This window comes from Nitrosomonas sp. (assembly GCF_019635155.1).
Lineage (GTDB): Bacteria > Pseudomonadota > Gammaproteobacteria > Burkholderiales > Nitrosomonadaceae > Nitrosomonas.
The window spans coordinates 1-14,773 of the sequence record NZ_JAHBZY010000013.1; the positions used below are offsets into that span (position 1 = coordinate 1).

The window sequence follows — 14,773 nt, forward strand, 5'->3', positions numbered from 1 at the left end:
CATTGACAGAAAATGCTGCCAGGATTATCAGGATTGTAAAATTAATAAGACTTATCTTTCGCATTTGCTTATCCTCTTAGCTAATTAAATTACAAATCAATTGCTAACCTGTTTATTCACCAAATTCTTCGATATCCATTACAGACCAACTTTTTCTTTCTGGTAATTCGCTTAATTCTTTTTTTGGCTCCTTTGTTTCGATAACCCCATCACCATCCTTGGAACAAGCCGGTAATAGAAACAAAGGTAATAAACATACGATGAAAATAATCAGGTGTTTCGTTCTCATGATGATCTCCTTTAAACAGAATTTAATATGCATCCCTAACTGACCATTTTTTTCCGGGTGGCAATGTTTGCGGGCTCAATCGTTTTGTGGCTGCTTCCCGCGCGGCCTGCCACATCGCTTTCTGGTCGACATCGGCCTGGTTCTGGGCATTAATGGCATTGTGTTGCGCTATGAGTAAATGGCGGATTTGCAATAGTTGGTTTGCCTGGTGACGGTAGGTGTCAACATACTTTTCGCCTGAATACATCATTTAAGCAACTTTTTTCTCGCAACTTCCGGTGGGTTGCTCATTACCGGGATTAAGCTTCACAACAGGCTCGTGTGCCCAGTTTCTGGTTTTACCTGACCAACGTTCCGGATGTTTCCTTTTTGCTTTCTCATACACGCGTTTTCGTTGTTCCAGAATAGTGATATCCTCACCATTATGGCGTTGCGCTGGCGTTACATATTTTATACCGCTATGGCGATGACAATCGTTATACCAGTCAACAAAACGAAGCACCCACTGACGTGCTTCATCAAGGTTTTCAAAAGGTTTTGATGGATAAGTTGGCGCATATTTCATGGTTCTGAACAGCGCCTCTGAATAAGGATTGTCATTACTCACCGATGGACGGCTGAATGAGGGAACAACGCCGAGTTTTTGCATTGTTGCCAGCATGGTTGCACCTTTCATCGGACTGCCATTATCGGAATGTAATACGACCTCATGACCCGCAGGTAATATCTCAGTCAGGCGCGCCTTTCGCAAGACCTCTGCTGCCTGCTCTGACGACTCATTCTCATAGACTTCCCAGCCAACGATTTTACGACTATAAATATCCATAAACAGATACAGGTAAAAGAACACGCCTTTAAGCGTGCTGGCCAGGTAGGTGATGTCCCATGACCACACCTGGTTGGCCCCATCTGCAATATAAGCTGCCGGTTTCTTTATTGTGGCTGGATTAGCTGAACGCCCCCGGTGATGTAACTGACCGGCGTCACGCAAAATACGATAGAAGCTGCTCTCCGATGCCAGATAAATCGCTTTATCCGCTAATGCAGGCACAATCTGTTTGGGTGTCCGGTTGCAGAATTCTTCGCTGTTACAAACGGCGAGAATGTGTTTTCTTTCCTGCTCACTGAGTTTGTTAGCGGGCGTTTTCCTGATTGTCTGCCGACGATCTTCTGTGCCTGTAACCCGCCAGTGTTGTAACGTGCGACAGCTGATGCTGACGACTTCACAGGCCAGGTGCTGTCGCACACCTTGGTCCACTGCTTCTGCTATCAGTTTTATGGCCATCTGGCGATCCTGCGAAGATATTAGTCTTCCTCGCTTATTCCCCAGATGGCCTCGCACTTTTTTGACAATACCAATAGCGCAGCTGCTTCTGCCAGCGCTTTTTCCTTACGTTTGAGTTCAGACTCAAGACGTTTTATCTGTTTCTTGTCTTCATGGCGGCAGCGACTTTTCTCTTTCTCAACCTGAGCGTTACGTTGATAGCCTGACAAAGCAGCCGTTTTCCACTGCTGAACCTGCTCCGGATAAAGACCTTTGCTGCGGCAATACTCACTCAGTTGCGCACTGTTCAAGCCAGCCGTTTCAATTACAACCGCTAATTTATCTTCCGCCGTCCAATTCTCCGATTTGCTGTGATCTCCCGGCACTGCGATTCCTCCATTCCGATATTCTTTTCTCCATTTGTAAAGCGTAACATCAGATACGCCGGTTTCTTTACACAATTGCGGGGCAGACACCGGGTTGGGCGGCATCATTCTTTTGATTACTGAATCTTTAAATTCTTTCGAATAACATTTTTGCATCGTATCCTCTCGCTTCGCCCTTCAGGTTTTTAAGTTTTAAATGAGGCGAAAGGTATCCTGACACGTAGGGTTCATGAATATGCTTCTTAAAAGTATGCGCGACGCCACCCCAAAAGATGGGCTGTTTGAGAGTCAACAAACGCAGTTTTTTACTGAAATGTATGATCAACAGCTTGCACAACAATTGTCAAAGCGTGGAATAGGCATTGCCAATATTATGGTTAAACAATTGGGTCGGAATAGTGATTCGATTTCATCGCAATCATCGATAAGCCAAACGGATGCAATCTTGTCTTCCCTTGATACTATTAATCAATCGCCACTGGCAAAAAATGGGCATCCCAATGATAAATCAGAAAACTTATGGCCAGGTTCTCTAAGCTCGATGGAACCGATGACTCCAGCATATAGCGAGAAATCAATAAGTGAGGTTTTTAATAAACCAACTGAGAACGATCCACAATTGAGAATTCCATCGAATTCATCGACTAATTTTATTGAAATGCTTCTTCCTCATGCAAAAACAGCCGCTCAATCGACGGGAATCCCTCCGCATTTTATGTTGGCACAAGCTGCGCTTGAGAGTGGGTGGGGTAAGCATGAGATACGCTATGCTGATAACAGCCCTAGTTATAATTTATTCGGTATCAAAGCTGGAGCAAATTGGAAGGGAGATGTGGTGGAGACAGTAACTACCGAATATATTAATGGCGTACCACAAAAATCGATTGAAAAGTTTCGCGCCTATAGCTCTTATGCTGAGGGTTTTCATGACTACGCGAAGCTCCTAATGGACAATCCTCGATATGCGAAAGTCCTGCAATCAACAGATGCGGTGTCTTTTGCAAACGGCTTGCAACGTGCGGGTTATGCGACCGACCCCAAATATGCGGAGAAGTTGATTCGAATACTTAATAGTGAAAGATTACAAAATCGGGAATTTATTTAACCAGCGAATTTTTTAACTCTTTTATTTTTGCGCCGATATCAACTCTATATTTAATTTTTTAAAGAATTAGTTATAAATCATGGGAAATAGTATTCTTGATGTTGGATTTTCGGGGTTATTAACATCACAAAATCAATTATTGACGACAAGCCATAATATTAGTAACGCAAATACACCCGGCTTCAATCGTCAGAAAGTACTGCTAACCACTAACACCGCTCAATCAACTGGCTCAGGATTTATAGGGCGCGGTGTCAGTGCAACAACTGTTCAGCGCGTTTATAACCAATTTCTGGTTGGTCAATCTTTACAAATTCAGACACAGAGTCAAGCGCTAGACAATAACTATACTGAGATAAAGCAGTTGGATAATATGTTTGCCGAAACCACTTCCGGACTTTCTCCAACTTTACAGAATTTTTTTACTGCTATACAGGATGTCGCAACAAATTCATCGGTAATTCCATCGCGACAATCTATGCTTAGTAATGCTGAAGCGCTTGTTTCTCGTTTTCATAGTATGGATCAACGTATTACACAAATTAGAGATGGAATCAATACCCAGATAACGAGTGCAGTTACAGAAATTAATTCTCTTGCTGGTCAAATTTCTCAGATTAATCAACAAATAATTTGGGCGGAAGGCGCAGCGAGTGGGCAACCTGCTAATGACATGTTGGATCAACGCGATGAGCTTATTAATCAATTAAATAAAATAATAAATACTGATACGGTACGTCAGAGTGATGGTACTGTGAATGTATATGTTGGTACAGGTCAAGCGTTAGTCGTTGGTGCTCAAACACTGACACTCCAAGCGATCAAATCTCCCGATGTCCCCGAGCAATTAACAATCGGACTTATGAATGGTTCGAGTACCATTAGGCTTCCGGAAAACCAGATTTCCGGTGGAACTTTAGGTGGGTTGTTAGCCTTTCGTAACGACACACTTGATAAAGCTCAAAACACATTGGGAAGAATTGCAATCAATCTGGCACAATCATTCAATGAGCAGCACCAGCTAGGTATGGATCTGAATGGAGACATGGGAAAAGATTTTTTCGCTCTACCAGCTCCAAAAATTATCTCAGCGCTGAGCAACAATGTTGCTTCGAATATTACTACACAAATAACTGACTATAGTGCTTTAACAACCAGTGATTATCAGTTTTCTTATGATGGTACAAATTACACGTTAACGAGATTATCTGATAATACTTCTACTACTCCATCAAGTACATTTCCGATAACTCTTGATGGAGTAACGGTAACTACTGCTTCGATGCTGCCAAGTGAAAGATTTCGTATTCAACCGACCGTTAATGGCGCAAAGGATATTGCCGTAAATATTACTGATACCACCAAAATCGCAGCTGCTGCACCTAATCGCACTAGTGCGGCATTGACAAATACTGGCACAGGAACGATTAGTGCAGGTTCAGTCAATCCTTTACCACTGGATGCCAATCTACTGCAACCGCTCACAATCACATTTACAGCATCGGGTTTATTTGATGTGACGGGTATTGGTACTGGGTTACCGGCGACAAATCAAGCATATAATGCTGGTACAGACATCAGTTTTAATGGTTTTACGTTCCAAATTAATGGAAATCCGGCAGCGGGTGATGTTTTTACGGTGATACCCAACAGCAGTGGTGTTGCAGATAATCGGAATATATTGAAGCTGGGAGCATTGCAATCAGCCAATACAATTCAAAATGGTACGGCAACTTACCAATCTGCCTATGGACAGTTAGTTAGCGAGATTGGTAATAAAACTCGAGAGCTAGAAGTTACAAGTAAAGCTCAAGCGAACTTATTGACGCAAACTCAGAATTCGATTCAATCGGTTTCTGGTGTTAATTTGGATGAAGAAGCGGCAAATCTGCTGCGATTCCAGCAAGTTTATCAGGCCTCAAGCAAAGTCATTGAATTAAGCAAGACTTTATTTGACTCTATTCTTCAATTTGGTTAAATATTATTAATTGAAAGGCGGGATTATGCGTATCAGTACTAATACCATATATGAAGCTGGAACTAATATGATGCTTCAGCAGCAAGAGAAGCTGATGAAAACACAACAACAGCTTTCCACAGGTAGAAGGATACTTACACCTTCCGATGATCCTATTTCGGCAGCGCAAGTGTTAAATATCGCACAATCAGCTTCGCTAAATGAGCAATACTCCGTAAATCGAGGTAGTGCCAGCTCATCGCTATCATTAGAAGAAAACGTATTGAGACAAGTAACAACGGCGCTTCAAGACCTTCACAGTACAACAGTCTATGCCGGAAACTCGTCATTAACTGATAATGAACGCAAAATTCTGGCGACTGAGTTACGCAGTAATTTAGAATCTCTCGTGGGTTTGGCAAATACGACGGACGAAAAGGGGCAATATCTATTCTCGGGATATCAAGCACAAACGAAACCTTTTGTGCAGACGGGGCTCTCGGTTACATATGCTGGTGACCAAGGGCAGAGAATGAATCAAGTCGGTTCTGCGCGACAGCTTGCTATCAGTGATTCGGGTACAGATATTTTTGAGCGTATCAAGAATGGTAATGGCGTTTTTTCAACAGCTGCAAATCCTTTAAACACTGGTACAGGAGTCATTGACGTGGGTTCGGTGATAACCCCAGCAAGTCTTACCGGTGATAATTATGAGGTGACTTTTAATGTATCAGGTAGTGTGACAACTTACGATATAGTCGATACTACAACTGCTACAACTATTTCATCAGGGAATCCTTACACAAGTAACAATACAATTAGTTTTGCTGGAATGCAGTTGAGTATTAAAGGTGATCCCGCTAATGGCGATAAATTCTCAGTGTCACCAAGTCAAAATCAGAGCATTTTTGATACTGTGAGTAATTTGATAACAGCGCTTGAAACACCATCAAGTGGTCAGCCTGGTGGTACACGGCTGGCAAATAGCCTGAGTTCCGTGCTGCAAAATGTTAATAATAGCTTGGAACATGTACTGACTAAGCAAGCATCCATAGGAGCTCGACTACAAGAAATCGAAACGCTTGAAAGCGTTGGCGATGATCAAAGCATTCAATTTGAGCAATTACTTTCAAATCTGCAGGATGTTGATTTTGCTAAAGCGATATCCGATCTAAACAGGCAACAACTTTATCTGGAAGCGGCTCAACAATCTTATGTGAAGGTATCCGGGTTATCGCTATTTAATTATATTTGATAGTGCATCACTTTAATTCGGAATATTTTTTTTCTGATAATTGATTCCCTGGTATCCGATATCATGGCGGATTTGAGAGCCGTCAAAGTGGATTTTTTCTATAAGCTTATAAGCAAATTGTTGCGCAAGTTTAATATTTTCTTCTAGCGCCACTACACATAAAACACGACCACCAGCTGTAACAATTTCATCATCTTTACCTCCCAAAGCAGTTCCTGCTTGAAAAATATGAAAATTATCAGTTTGCTGTTGAACTGCAATTAATTCTCTCAAACCGCTGATGGCATCATTCTGTCTTGGTTTCTCAGGATAGCCCGAAGAAGCCATTACTACTCCCAGCGCAGTTCGGCGGTCCCATTCGATATTAGCTTTATCCAATGTGCCATCAATCGCATGTTCAATGAGTGCCACCAGATCACTTCTTAAACGTAACAGGATTGGTTGAGTTTCAGGATCACCAAGGCGGCAATTGAATTCCAATACTTTCACCTGATTCTCAGGTGTAATCATCAAACCCGCATATAGAAAACCGGTGTAGGTGATGCCTTCCTTCATCATCCCATTGACTACTGGATCCATGATATTGCGCATAATTTGAGCGTGCAAGCTGGGTGTGACAAAAGGTGTGGGTGAATATGCACCCATGCCACCTGTATTGGGTCCAAGATTTCCATCTAAAAGACGTTTATGATCCTGGCTGGTTGCTAAGGGCAGGATATGAACACCGTCGGTCATGACGATGAAGCTGGCTTCTGTTCCTTCGATATATTCCTCAATAATAATCTCGTTACCCGCTGTGCCAAGATTATTTTCAACGAGTAATGCATTAACGGCTGCATGAGCTTGCTCTGCAGTTCTGGCAATGAATACGCCTTTTCCTGCTGCTAAGCCGTTAGCCTTTATTACCAATGGCGCACCATGCTGCTTTTCTATATAGGCATGAGCAAGATCCGGATGCTCAAAACTTGCATAGGCGGCGGTCGGTATGTTATGCCGCGTCATGAATTTTTTAGCAAAAGTTTTTGACGTTTCAAGTTGCGCGGCTTGCCGTGTTGGTCCAAAAATTTTTAAACCGGCCGCTCGAAATGCATCGACGATACCAGCGGCAAGCGGAATCTCCGGGCCAACCAGTGTTATGGCAATTTGTTCTTTTTTTGCAAAATCAATCAAGTCCGGAAACGAAGTGATTGGAATATTTTGTAGCGCTGGTTCCAATTCAGTTCCGGCATTACCTGGCGCAACAAATACTTTATGTACTCGAGGCGATAAACTGAGTTTCCATGCTAACGCATGTTCCCTGCCGCCATTACCAATAACCAACAATTTCATATAATGTCGTCAATGTCTAAAATGTCGAACACCGGTGAAAACCATCGCGACGCCTTGTTCATCGGCGGCTGCGATTACTTCGTCATCACGAATACTGCCGCCCGGTTGAATGATCGCTGTGGCACCAGAATTAATCACGACATCAAGACCGTCACGGAATGGGAAAAATGCGTCCGATGCAACGACTGAATCGATCAGTGAAAGATCCGCTTCTTGTGCCTTTATTGATGCAATACGAGCACTATCAATACGACTCATTTGGCCTGCACCGATACCGACTGTTTGGCCATTACGGCAAAATACAATGGCATTTGATTTAATGAATTTTGCAGCACGCCAGGCAAACAATAGATCCTCTAATTGACGCTGGGAAGGTTTTACTTGCGTAACAATGCGTAAATCGGAGGTCGTAATATTGAGGATATCCGGTGTCTGAACCAGAAGGCCGCCGCCCACTTTTTTTAAATCATAATTATGGTATCCAGTTTGCAATGGAATGATCAGTACCCGGATATTATTCTTTTGCGCTAATAGTTGTTGAGCTTCTGGGGAGATATCGGGTGCGATGATCACTTCTACAAACTGTTTAAGAATTGCTTCTGCGGTAACACCATCGATGGTTCTATTGAACGCAATGATGCCTCCAAAGGCGGAAACCGGGTCCGTGGAAAAAGCGAGCAGATAAGCCTGCAGTGTGGTTTCAGCAACTGCTATCCCGCACGGATTGGCATGCTTTACAATTACACAAGCAGCCTGATCAAAAGTTTTGACACATTCCCACGCCGCATCCGTATCTGCGATATTGTTATAGGATAATTCTTTCCCTTGCAATTGACGGTAATTGGCTAAACTACCCGGAACCGTAATTTCATCCCGGTAAAATGCCGCTTTCTGATGAGGGTTTTCACCATAGCGCAAATGTTGGGCGACACTGAAGTTCAAATTCAGAGAATCAGGAAAATCTTTGCGGCAATAGTTAGCATCCAAAGCAGTTAGATAGTTACTGATTGCGCTGTCATAAGAGGCGGTGTGAGTAAAAGCCTTTTGCGCTAGCATAAAACGTGTTGCGAGGCTTGTTGATCCCTGATTGGCCTCCAATTCCTGACACAGTAAAGAATAATCTTTGGGATCGGTTACGATGGTTACTTTTTGATAATTCTTTGCAGCAGCGCGCACCATGGTAGGACCACCGATATCAATATTTTCGATGGCGTCTTCCAAGGTGCAGTCTGGCTTTGAAATTGTTTGCTTAAATGGATAAAGATTCACTACTACCACATCAATATTCGGGATTGATCTTGCTCTGAGTGTTTCTTGGTGTTCAGCTAAGTCAGGTCGAGCTAGAATGCCGGCATGAATTTTGGGGTGCAGTGTTTTGACTCGACCATCTAACATTTCCGGAAAGTCAGTATACTGACTGACTTCAAGTATCGGCAGATCGACTTCGAGTAATAATTTTGCAGTACCTCCGGTTGAAAGCAGCGTAAAGCCATATTGAATCAGCTGGCGAGCAAGTTGCGTGAGTCCGGTTTTATCTGAGACACTGATAAGTGCATATTTTGTAGTCATTTAATTTGATATTGTTTCATTTTTTGACGTAGCGTATTACGATTGATTCCGAGTAACTCGGCTGCTCGTGTTTGATTACCTTTTGTATATTGCATGGCAATTTCAATTAACGGTTTTTCAACACTTTGAATGACCATATTGTAAATATGTCCGGGCTTCTCACCGTCCAAATCGTTAAGATAACAACCAATCGCTTTACGTATACAGGATGCAATTTCGTTTTCTTTGATTGCATTCATAAACTAATTACTCTCCTCTTTGGTGTAACTTAATCTGTGTCCAATCTCAGCCAATTTTGAGAAAAATGTATTGGTTTCGAAGATTTGTTGATTACTTGTTTGCAATTGATTCATTGATTGACGGAAGTTTGCCGAACCCATCAATCCTTTGGTATACCACGATATATGTTTCCGGGCGATGCGAACACCCGCATACTCACCATAGAATTCATAAAGCTCGTACAAGTGTTTAATTAGCACGTGATGTATTTCGGATACCTCTGGTGATGGCAGTTTTTGTCCGGTCGTAAGGTAATGATCAATTTCACGAAATATCCAAGGCCTACCTTGCGCGGCACGACCGATCATAATCGCATCCGCCTTTGTATACGATAGAATTTCTTTGGCTTTCTCTGGAGTAGTGATATCGCCATTCGCGATAACCGGGATATTAATGGCAGTTTTAACCGCTGCGATGGTGTCGTACTCAGCGGTGCCGGCATAAGCGCACGCCCGGGTGCGACCATGAATGGCCAGTGCTTGCACACCTGAGTTTTCTGCAATGCGTGCAACGGATAATGCATTTTTATGCTGTTTATCCCAGCCAGTGCGTATCTTTAGTGTGACTGGCACATCCACTGCTTTAACTACGGAATCAAGAATACGTCCTACCAATTTCTCATCTTGCAGTAGAGCCGACCCTGCCATTACATTACATATTTTTTTTGCGGGACAACCCATATTGATATCGATAATTTGTGCACCGTTGTCGACATTATATCGAGCCGCGGTAGCCAGCATCTGTGGATCGGCGCCTGCAATCTGGACTGATATGGGAGATACTTCGCCATCGTGATTAGCGCGTCGTTGGGTTTTTATTGAACCCCATAGTAGAGAGTTGCTTGATACCATTTCTGATACCGCCATTCCAGCGCCCATTTTCTTGCATAATTGCCTGAAAGGGCGATCGGTTACGCCCGCCATCGGAGCAACAATCAGTTTATTTTTCAAAGCATGGGAGCCGATTCGCATAAGAATGTGATAGTGCAATAAAGTTGTTAGATGGTGATCAGATTAAATTTTTCAAAAAAACAGTTTGATTGATGGGCAAATGCATTCCTCCATTTTCCCGGTTATAGTTTTTGTTTAAGCGAGATGAAGAAGCTTATTAGCCGCGCACTCCAAATATCATGCGGCGAGCTACAAAATGCTTGAGCGAAGGAATACCATCCAGAGCGCTCAATCCAAGCCCGCATGCCTGTTGTAATAATCGATTATTATTAGAAAAAATATTTATCAGAGAATCTGTAAACATTCTACTGGCACTGCTGTCGATTTTTCTGTTTTGATAAAAACTTCTTAACATTGCTGCCGAACCGATATCTTGCAATCGGTTCGATGCATTAATAATTTCTCTGGCCAATTCATAAGCATCGCGTAAACCCAGATTAAATCCTTGACCTGCCACGGGGTGCAGGGTTTGTGCCGCATTGCCGATCAACGTCACCCTTTGTGCGGTTGTTATGGGTGCATATTTAAGTGATAACGGAAAAGCTGAGCGTTTTCCTGCACGAACAAATTTTCCGAGTCTGTCGCCAAAATGCTGATGTAAGCGAGCTAAAAAAGTATCGTCATCCATCGCAATGAACTCTTTAACAGTAGTAGGAGAAACAGTCCATACTAAAGCGAAATCATCCGCATTGGGAAGCAATGCAACCGGACCATCAGACGTGAAACGTTCATAAGCGATACCGGTTTGCTGTTGGGTGGCTTGAATGTTCGCTACGATGGCCCATTGCTGATAGTCATGGATTCTGTATGATAAATTAGGGATTTGTTTGGCTAATTGCCCGCCATCTGCGAGAACAATAAGCTTTGCGCTAATGTTTCTTTTTTCGTTTTGATAAGTAAAAAGAACCTCTCCCAAGTTTCTTGTGGTTTCGAGTCGGGTAACCGTTGCTCCGGCGATATAGTCTGACTTGTTTGTCATCAATTGCTGATGCATTGCGCAAAAGAGATCGTGATAATTTACTACGAAGCCAAGTGCAGGGACATCAGCGTCGCTCGATGTTAATATGGTTCTTCCAAAAACACCGCGATTGGATATATGAATCGTCTTGATCGCTGTGGTCCGTGATAGATCGCGCCAAACTCCAAGCCGTTCCAGAATAAGATGGCTTCCATACGATAATGCCAGTGGTCTTGGATCTTCTTCTTTTTCTGGGATACCGCGCGCTTCGAGCAGGATACTTGAAATCTTTGTTTGCCGTAGAGCCAGCGCTAAGGCCATACCTACTGGACCACCGCCAATGATAGCGACATCGTAATGATCAGTGATCATATAATTTGCACTTTTGAAAATATTAACAGTGTATGGATTTCAGTTGTAAAGGGATGCCACCTAAGGAAGTTCAGGAGACAGCTATCAAACCGACCAAGCAATATCAGCTAAGCAATATCAGTTAATCAGTTTACCCATAAGAATAACATAGAGCCATTGTTGTTGGAATCGGTGATAGGGTATTGTTTGATGAATGATGAGACGGCAATGTTACTAAAATTGTATAATCCTGCGCTTATCTCATAGATTGGGAGCTGATAAGCTTCAAGCGTACTATACATATACATTAGAGTATTTGCGTATACGAAGTTTATATTGTCATAAAAAGGGATTTTGTATGTTGAAGTTGCTGAATTACAAGTTACTGTGCTGGTTGATAGTCGCGATTTTCATTATGAGTGAGAATGCATGGTCGCAAAGTGCAGACACCGAATTGACTGACGCGGTTGATAAGTTAAATTTTTCACGCGTAAAAATAATCTTAGAAACCAATCAATTTGAGAAAGAGCAGTTAAATCATGCTTTTCAGGTTGCTGTTAAAAGAGGAAGTGCTGAAATAGCTGCATATATCCTACAGCTTGGCGTAGACATCGATAGCCGGATCGATGGTGATTATACACCATTGCTACAAGCCGCACGTGATGGCCGTGAACAAATTGTACAGATGTTACTTGCAGCCGGAGCCGATGTGCATGCTGTATCCGATGATGGCAGTACGGCTTTAATTCTTGCAGCAGGGAAAGACCGGAGGAACGTGATAGATTTGTTGCTGGCGGCGAAGGTCGATGTAAATGCGAAAAGAAACGATGGTATGACTGCGTTGTTATTGGCGGCGCAAGAGGGTCATAAACAAGCCATACAAACTTTGGCTAATGCGAACGCGGATGTCAATTATCAATTGGAAAATGGTGCGACAGCATTAATGATGGCTGCGCAGCATGGTAATCTTGGCGCTGTTTATGCGCTCATAGCCGCGAAAGCGGATCCTAACCTGAAAGCTAGCAACGGCGTAACCGCATTGACACTCGCCAATCAATATCGCCATCGGGAGATTTCAGAATTATTAAAAAAAGCAGGTGCAAGATAGTAAATAATCAACCGATTCCCAGTATCAATGGGCTATGGGAATAGTTAAGCGGTACTGTATTTATCTCGGATAATAAAGGAAAAGACACACATGAGATTTTTGTATGGTTTATTGTTGGTGGCAGCAATTAATTTTATCGTAGGCTGCGGTGAGTCACCGAAAAATAGTAAGCAGGAGACCGATCAGTCTTCGATGCCGTTGAGTGAGGTCACCAAACTTGGTGAAATTCCATCATTTATGAGTGAAGGGCTATCTGATGAAGAAAAAACGGAATTGAAGAAACAGATCCTGCCGCATGATATCGACGATGTCAGTGTAGCTGAGGAAAAATTCAGGGCACTTACGGAAAAAGCGAAAGCCGGAGATCCGGTGGCGCAGAATCATTTAGGCGTCATGTACTATACCGGAGAAGCGGTTTCTAAAAGTCCGAGCGGCCAGATTATGAATAACGATCCTGAATTAGCAGCAGGATGGTTTTTTCGTTCGGCTGAACAAGGCTATGCCGACGCACAATTCAATTTAGGATTGATGTATGTGAATGGTGAAGGTGTGTCGCAAGATCTTATGCATGCTGTCGAATTATTTCGGAAAGCTGCTGAACAAGGTCATGTCGATGCACAAAATAATTTAGGAGCCATGTATTTTATCGGAGAAGGCGTGGAACGAAATGTCAATAAAGCTATTGAATGGTTTGAGAAAGCTGCGGCCCAAGGTAATGAAGAAGCTCAAGCTAATCTAGAGGCGATAAAAGCATCTCAAAAGTAATTGTCTTTTGTTTTGTAAAAAACAAAAGGTACTTGGCATCAATCTAAGCAATTGTCACTTTGTCAGATAAGTATACGTCCTGGATGGCATGAAGCAGTTTGACACCGTCAGAAAATGGTTTCTGAAAAGCTTTACGACCTGAAATGAGTCCCATGCCACCAGCACGTTTGTTAATAACCGCCGTTCTGATAGCCTGATGCAAATCATCGCTACCCGATTCACCGCCAGAATTAATCATGCCGATCCGCCCCATAAAACAATTAGCAACTTGATAACGCACCAAATCGATAGGATGTTCTGTTGTAAGGTCGCTGTATACCTTGGGGTTGGTTTTCCCAAATTTTAGGGCGGTATAACCACCGTTGTTCGTAGCCATTTTTTGTTTGACGATATCGGCGCCGATAGTTACTGCCAGATAATTCGCTTGCCCCGTCAAATCAGCGCTGACATGATAATCTCTGTCCGTGGTTTTAAACGCGGAATTGCGAGTATAAGCCCATAGTATGGTGACCATTCCTAAGTTGTGCGCGTGCTCGAATGCTTCTGAAACTTCCAAAATTTGACGGCGTGATTCATCAGACCCGAAAAAGACAGTGGCACCAACAGCACAAGCTCCCATTTCAAAAGCTTGCTCGACACTGGCAAAAAGCGTTTGGTCGAACTTGTTCGGGTAAGTGAGTAATTCGTTATGATTGATTTTAAGAATCATTGGAATCTTATGCGCATATCGGCGCGATACGATTCCCAATACACCCAGTGTCGATGCAACGCCATTGCAACCACCCTCGATCGCGAGCTCAACAATATTCTTGGGATCGAAGAACATCGGATTGGGAGCAAAAGAAGCGCCTGCCGAATGCTCAACACCTTGATCGACGGGTAACAGAGATAAATAGCCGGTTCCCGACAGACGGCCATGATTGTAGAGTGCTTGAAGATTACGTAACACACCGGGTTTTCGATCGCTTAAACTCATAACTCGATCGACGAAATCGGCGCCGGGTAGTTCCAAGTTATTTTTAGGAATGGTGCTGCAAATATGATTCAGCAATGTATCACTCTCATTGCCGAGGATTTCTGTAATGCCTGTCATTTCTGCTCCTTCGTTTTGATGATGGCTTGATGACTAGAGATGCGATGATAGTACGCTAAGTCATTCGACAAGAAAATAAATATTTCCAAAATTTTACTTATTTCATTAAGAGTCG

General features: G+C 42.9%; 13 protein-coding genes and 1 pseudogene. 5 read left to right on the forward strand and 9 right to left on the reverse strand.

Annotated features, from left to right (window positions below):
* Positions 1 to 112: 112 nt before the first annotated feature.
* The 3 genes and pseudogenes from KF839_RS09750 to KF839_RS09760 all read right to left on the reverse strand — a co-directional run bounded on the left by KF839_RS09750 (position 113) and on the right by KF839_RS09760 (position 2,095).
* Positions 113 to 289 (reverse strand): hypothetical protein, encoded by a 177-nt coding sequence (locus KF839_RS09750; RefSeq protein WP_292917652.1) that lies wholly within the window; start codon positions 287 to 289, stop codon positions 113 to 115.
* A 22-nt stretch (positions 290 to 311) separates the two neighbouring features.
* The gene (locus tag KF839_RS09755) at positions 312 to 536 is read right to left on the reverse strand and encodes a TrbJ/VirB5 family protein (protein WP_292917653.1); all 225 of its coding nucleotides are present in this window, start codon (positions 534 to 536) and stop codon (positions 312 to 314) included.
* Positions 537 to 539: 3 nt separating this feature from the next.
* A pseudogene (locus KF839_RS09760) lies at positions 540 to 2,095 on the reverse strand (IS3 family transposase).
* 73 nt (positions 2,096 to 2,168) lie between these two features.
* Between KF839_RS09760 and flgJ the strand changes: the two are divergent.
* The 3 genes from flgJ (at position 2,169) to flgL (ending at position 6,256) form a co-directional block, all read left to right on the forward strand.
* Positions 2,169 to 3,044, forward strand: coding sequence for a flagellar assembly peptidoglycan hydrolase FlgJ (flgJ, locus tag KF839_RS09765; protein ID WP_292917655.1), 876 nt, complete (start codon positions 2,169 to 2,171; stop codon positions 3,042 to 3,044).
* Positions 3,045 to 3,123: 79 nt separating this feature from the next.
* Positions 3,124 to 5,022 carry a flagellar hook-associated protein FlgK gene (gene flgK, locus KF839_RS09770; protein ID WP_292917656.1) on the forward strand — a complete coding sequence of 633 codons (1,899 nt, stop codon included), beginning with the start codon at positions 3,124 to 3,126 and terminating at the stop codon, positions 5,020 to 5,022.
* A 25-nt stretch (positions 5,023 to 5,047) separates the two neighbouring features.
* Positions 5,048 to 6,256 carry a flagellar hook-associated protein FlgL gene (gene flgL / locus KF839_RS09775; protein ID WP_292917657.1) on the forward strand — a complete coding sequence of 403 codons (1,209 nt, stop codon included), beginning with the start codon at positions 5,048 to 5,050 and terminating at the stop codon, positions 6,254 to 6,256.
* A 12-nt stretch (positions 6,257 to 6,268) separates the two neighbouring features.
* Here the strand turns inward: flgL and purD are convergent, their stop codons facing one another.
* The 5 genes from purD to KF839_RS09800 all read right to left on the reverse strand — a co-directional run bounded on the left by purD (position 6,269) and on the right by KF839_RS09800 (position 11,713).
* Complete coding sequence (purD, locus tag KF839_RS09780) at positions 6,269 to 7,585, reverse strand: phosphoribosylamine--glycine ligase (protein ID WP_292917658.1); 1,317 nt, start codon at positions 7,583 to 7,585, stop codon at positions 6,269 to 6,271.
* A 9-nt stretch (positions 7,586 to 7,594) separates the two neighbouring features.
* Positions 7,595 to 9,154 carry a bifunctional phosphoribosylaminoimidazolecarboxamide formyltransferase/IMP cyclohydrolase gene (gene purH / locus KF839_RS09785; protein WP_292917659.1) on the reverse strand — a complete coding sequence of 520 codons (1,560 nt, stop codon included), beginning with the start codon at positions 9,152 to 9,154 and terminating at the stop codon, positions 7,595 to 7,597.
* On the reverse strand, positions 9,151 to 9,393 hold the full coding sequence (locus KF839_RS09790; RefSeq protein WP_292917660.1) for a helix-turn-helix domain-containing protein: 243 nt from the start codon (positions 9,391 to 9,393) through the stop codon (positions 9,151 to 9,153). The genes purH and KF839_RS09790 overlap by 4 nt, the downstream gene beginning before the upstream one ends.
* 3 nt (positions 9,394 to 9,396) lie before the next feature.
* Positions 9,397 to 10,404, reverse strand: coding sequence for a tRNA dihydrouridine synthase DusB (dusB, locus tag KF839_RS09795; RefSeq protein ID WP_292917661.1), 1,008 nt, complete (start codon positions 10,402 to 10,404; stop codon positions 9,397 to 9,399).
* Between the two features lie 136 nt (positions 10,405 to 10,540).
* Entirely contained in the window at positions 10,541 to 11,713 is a 1,173-nt protein-coding gene (locus tag KF839_RS09800; RefSeq protein WP_292917662.1) for an FAD-dependent monooxygenase, read from the reverse strand.
* A gap of 337 nt (positions 11,714 to 12,050) precedes the next feature.
* On the opposite strand from KF839_RS09800, the gene KF839_RS09805 reads away from it, so the two are divergent.
* On the forward strand, positions 12,051 to 12,800 hold the full coding sequence (locus KF839_RS09805) for an ankyrin repeat domain-containing protein (RefSeq protein WP_292917663.1): 750 nt from the start codon (positions 12,051 to 12,053) through the stop codon (positions 12,798 to 12,800).
* 90 nt (positions 12,801 to 12,890) lie between these two features.
* Positions 12,891 to 13,565: a tetratricopeptide repeat protein gene (locus tag KF839_RS09810; protein ID WP_292917664.1), complete on the forward strand. Its 675-nt coding sequence runs from the start codon at positions 12,891 to 12,893 to the stop codon at positions 13,563 to 13,565.
* Positions 13,566 to 13,608: 43 nt separating this feature from the next.
* On the opposite strand, the gene KF839_RS09815 is transcribed toward KF839_RS09810, so the two are convergent.
* Complete coding sequence (locus KF839_RS09815) at positions 13,609 to 14,658, reverse strand: class I fructose-bisphosphate aldolase (protein ID WP_292917665.1); 1,050 nt, start codon at positions 14,656 to 14,658, stop codon at positions 13,609 to 13,611.
* Between the last annotated feature and the right edge of the window lie 115 nt (positions 14,659 to 14,773).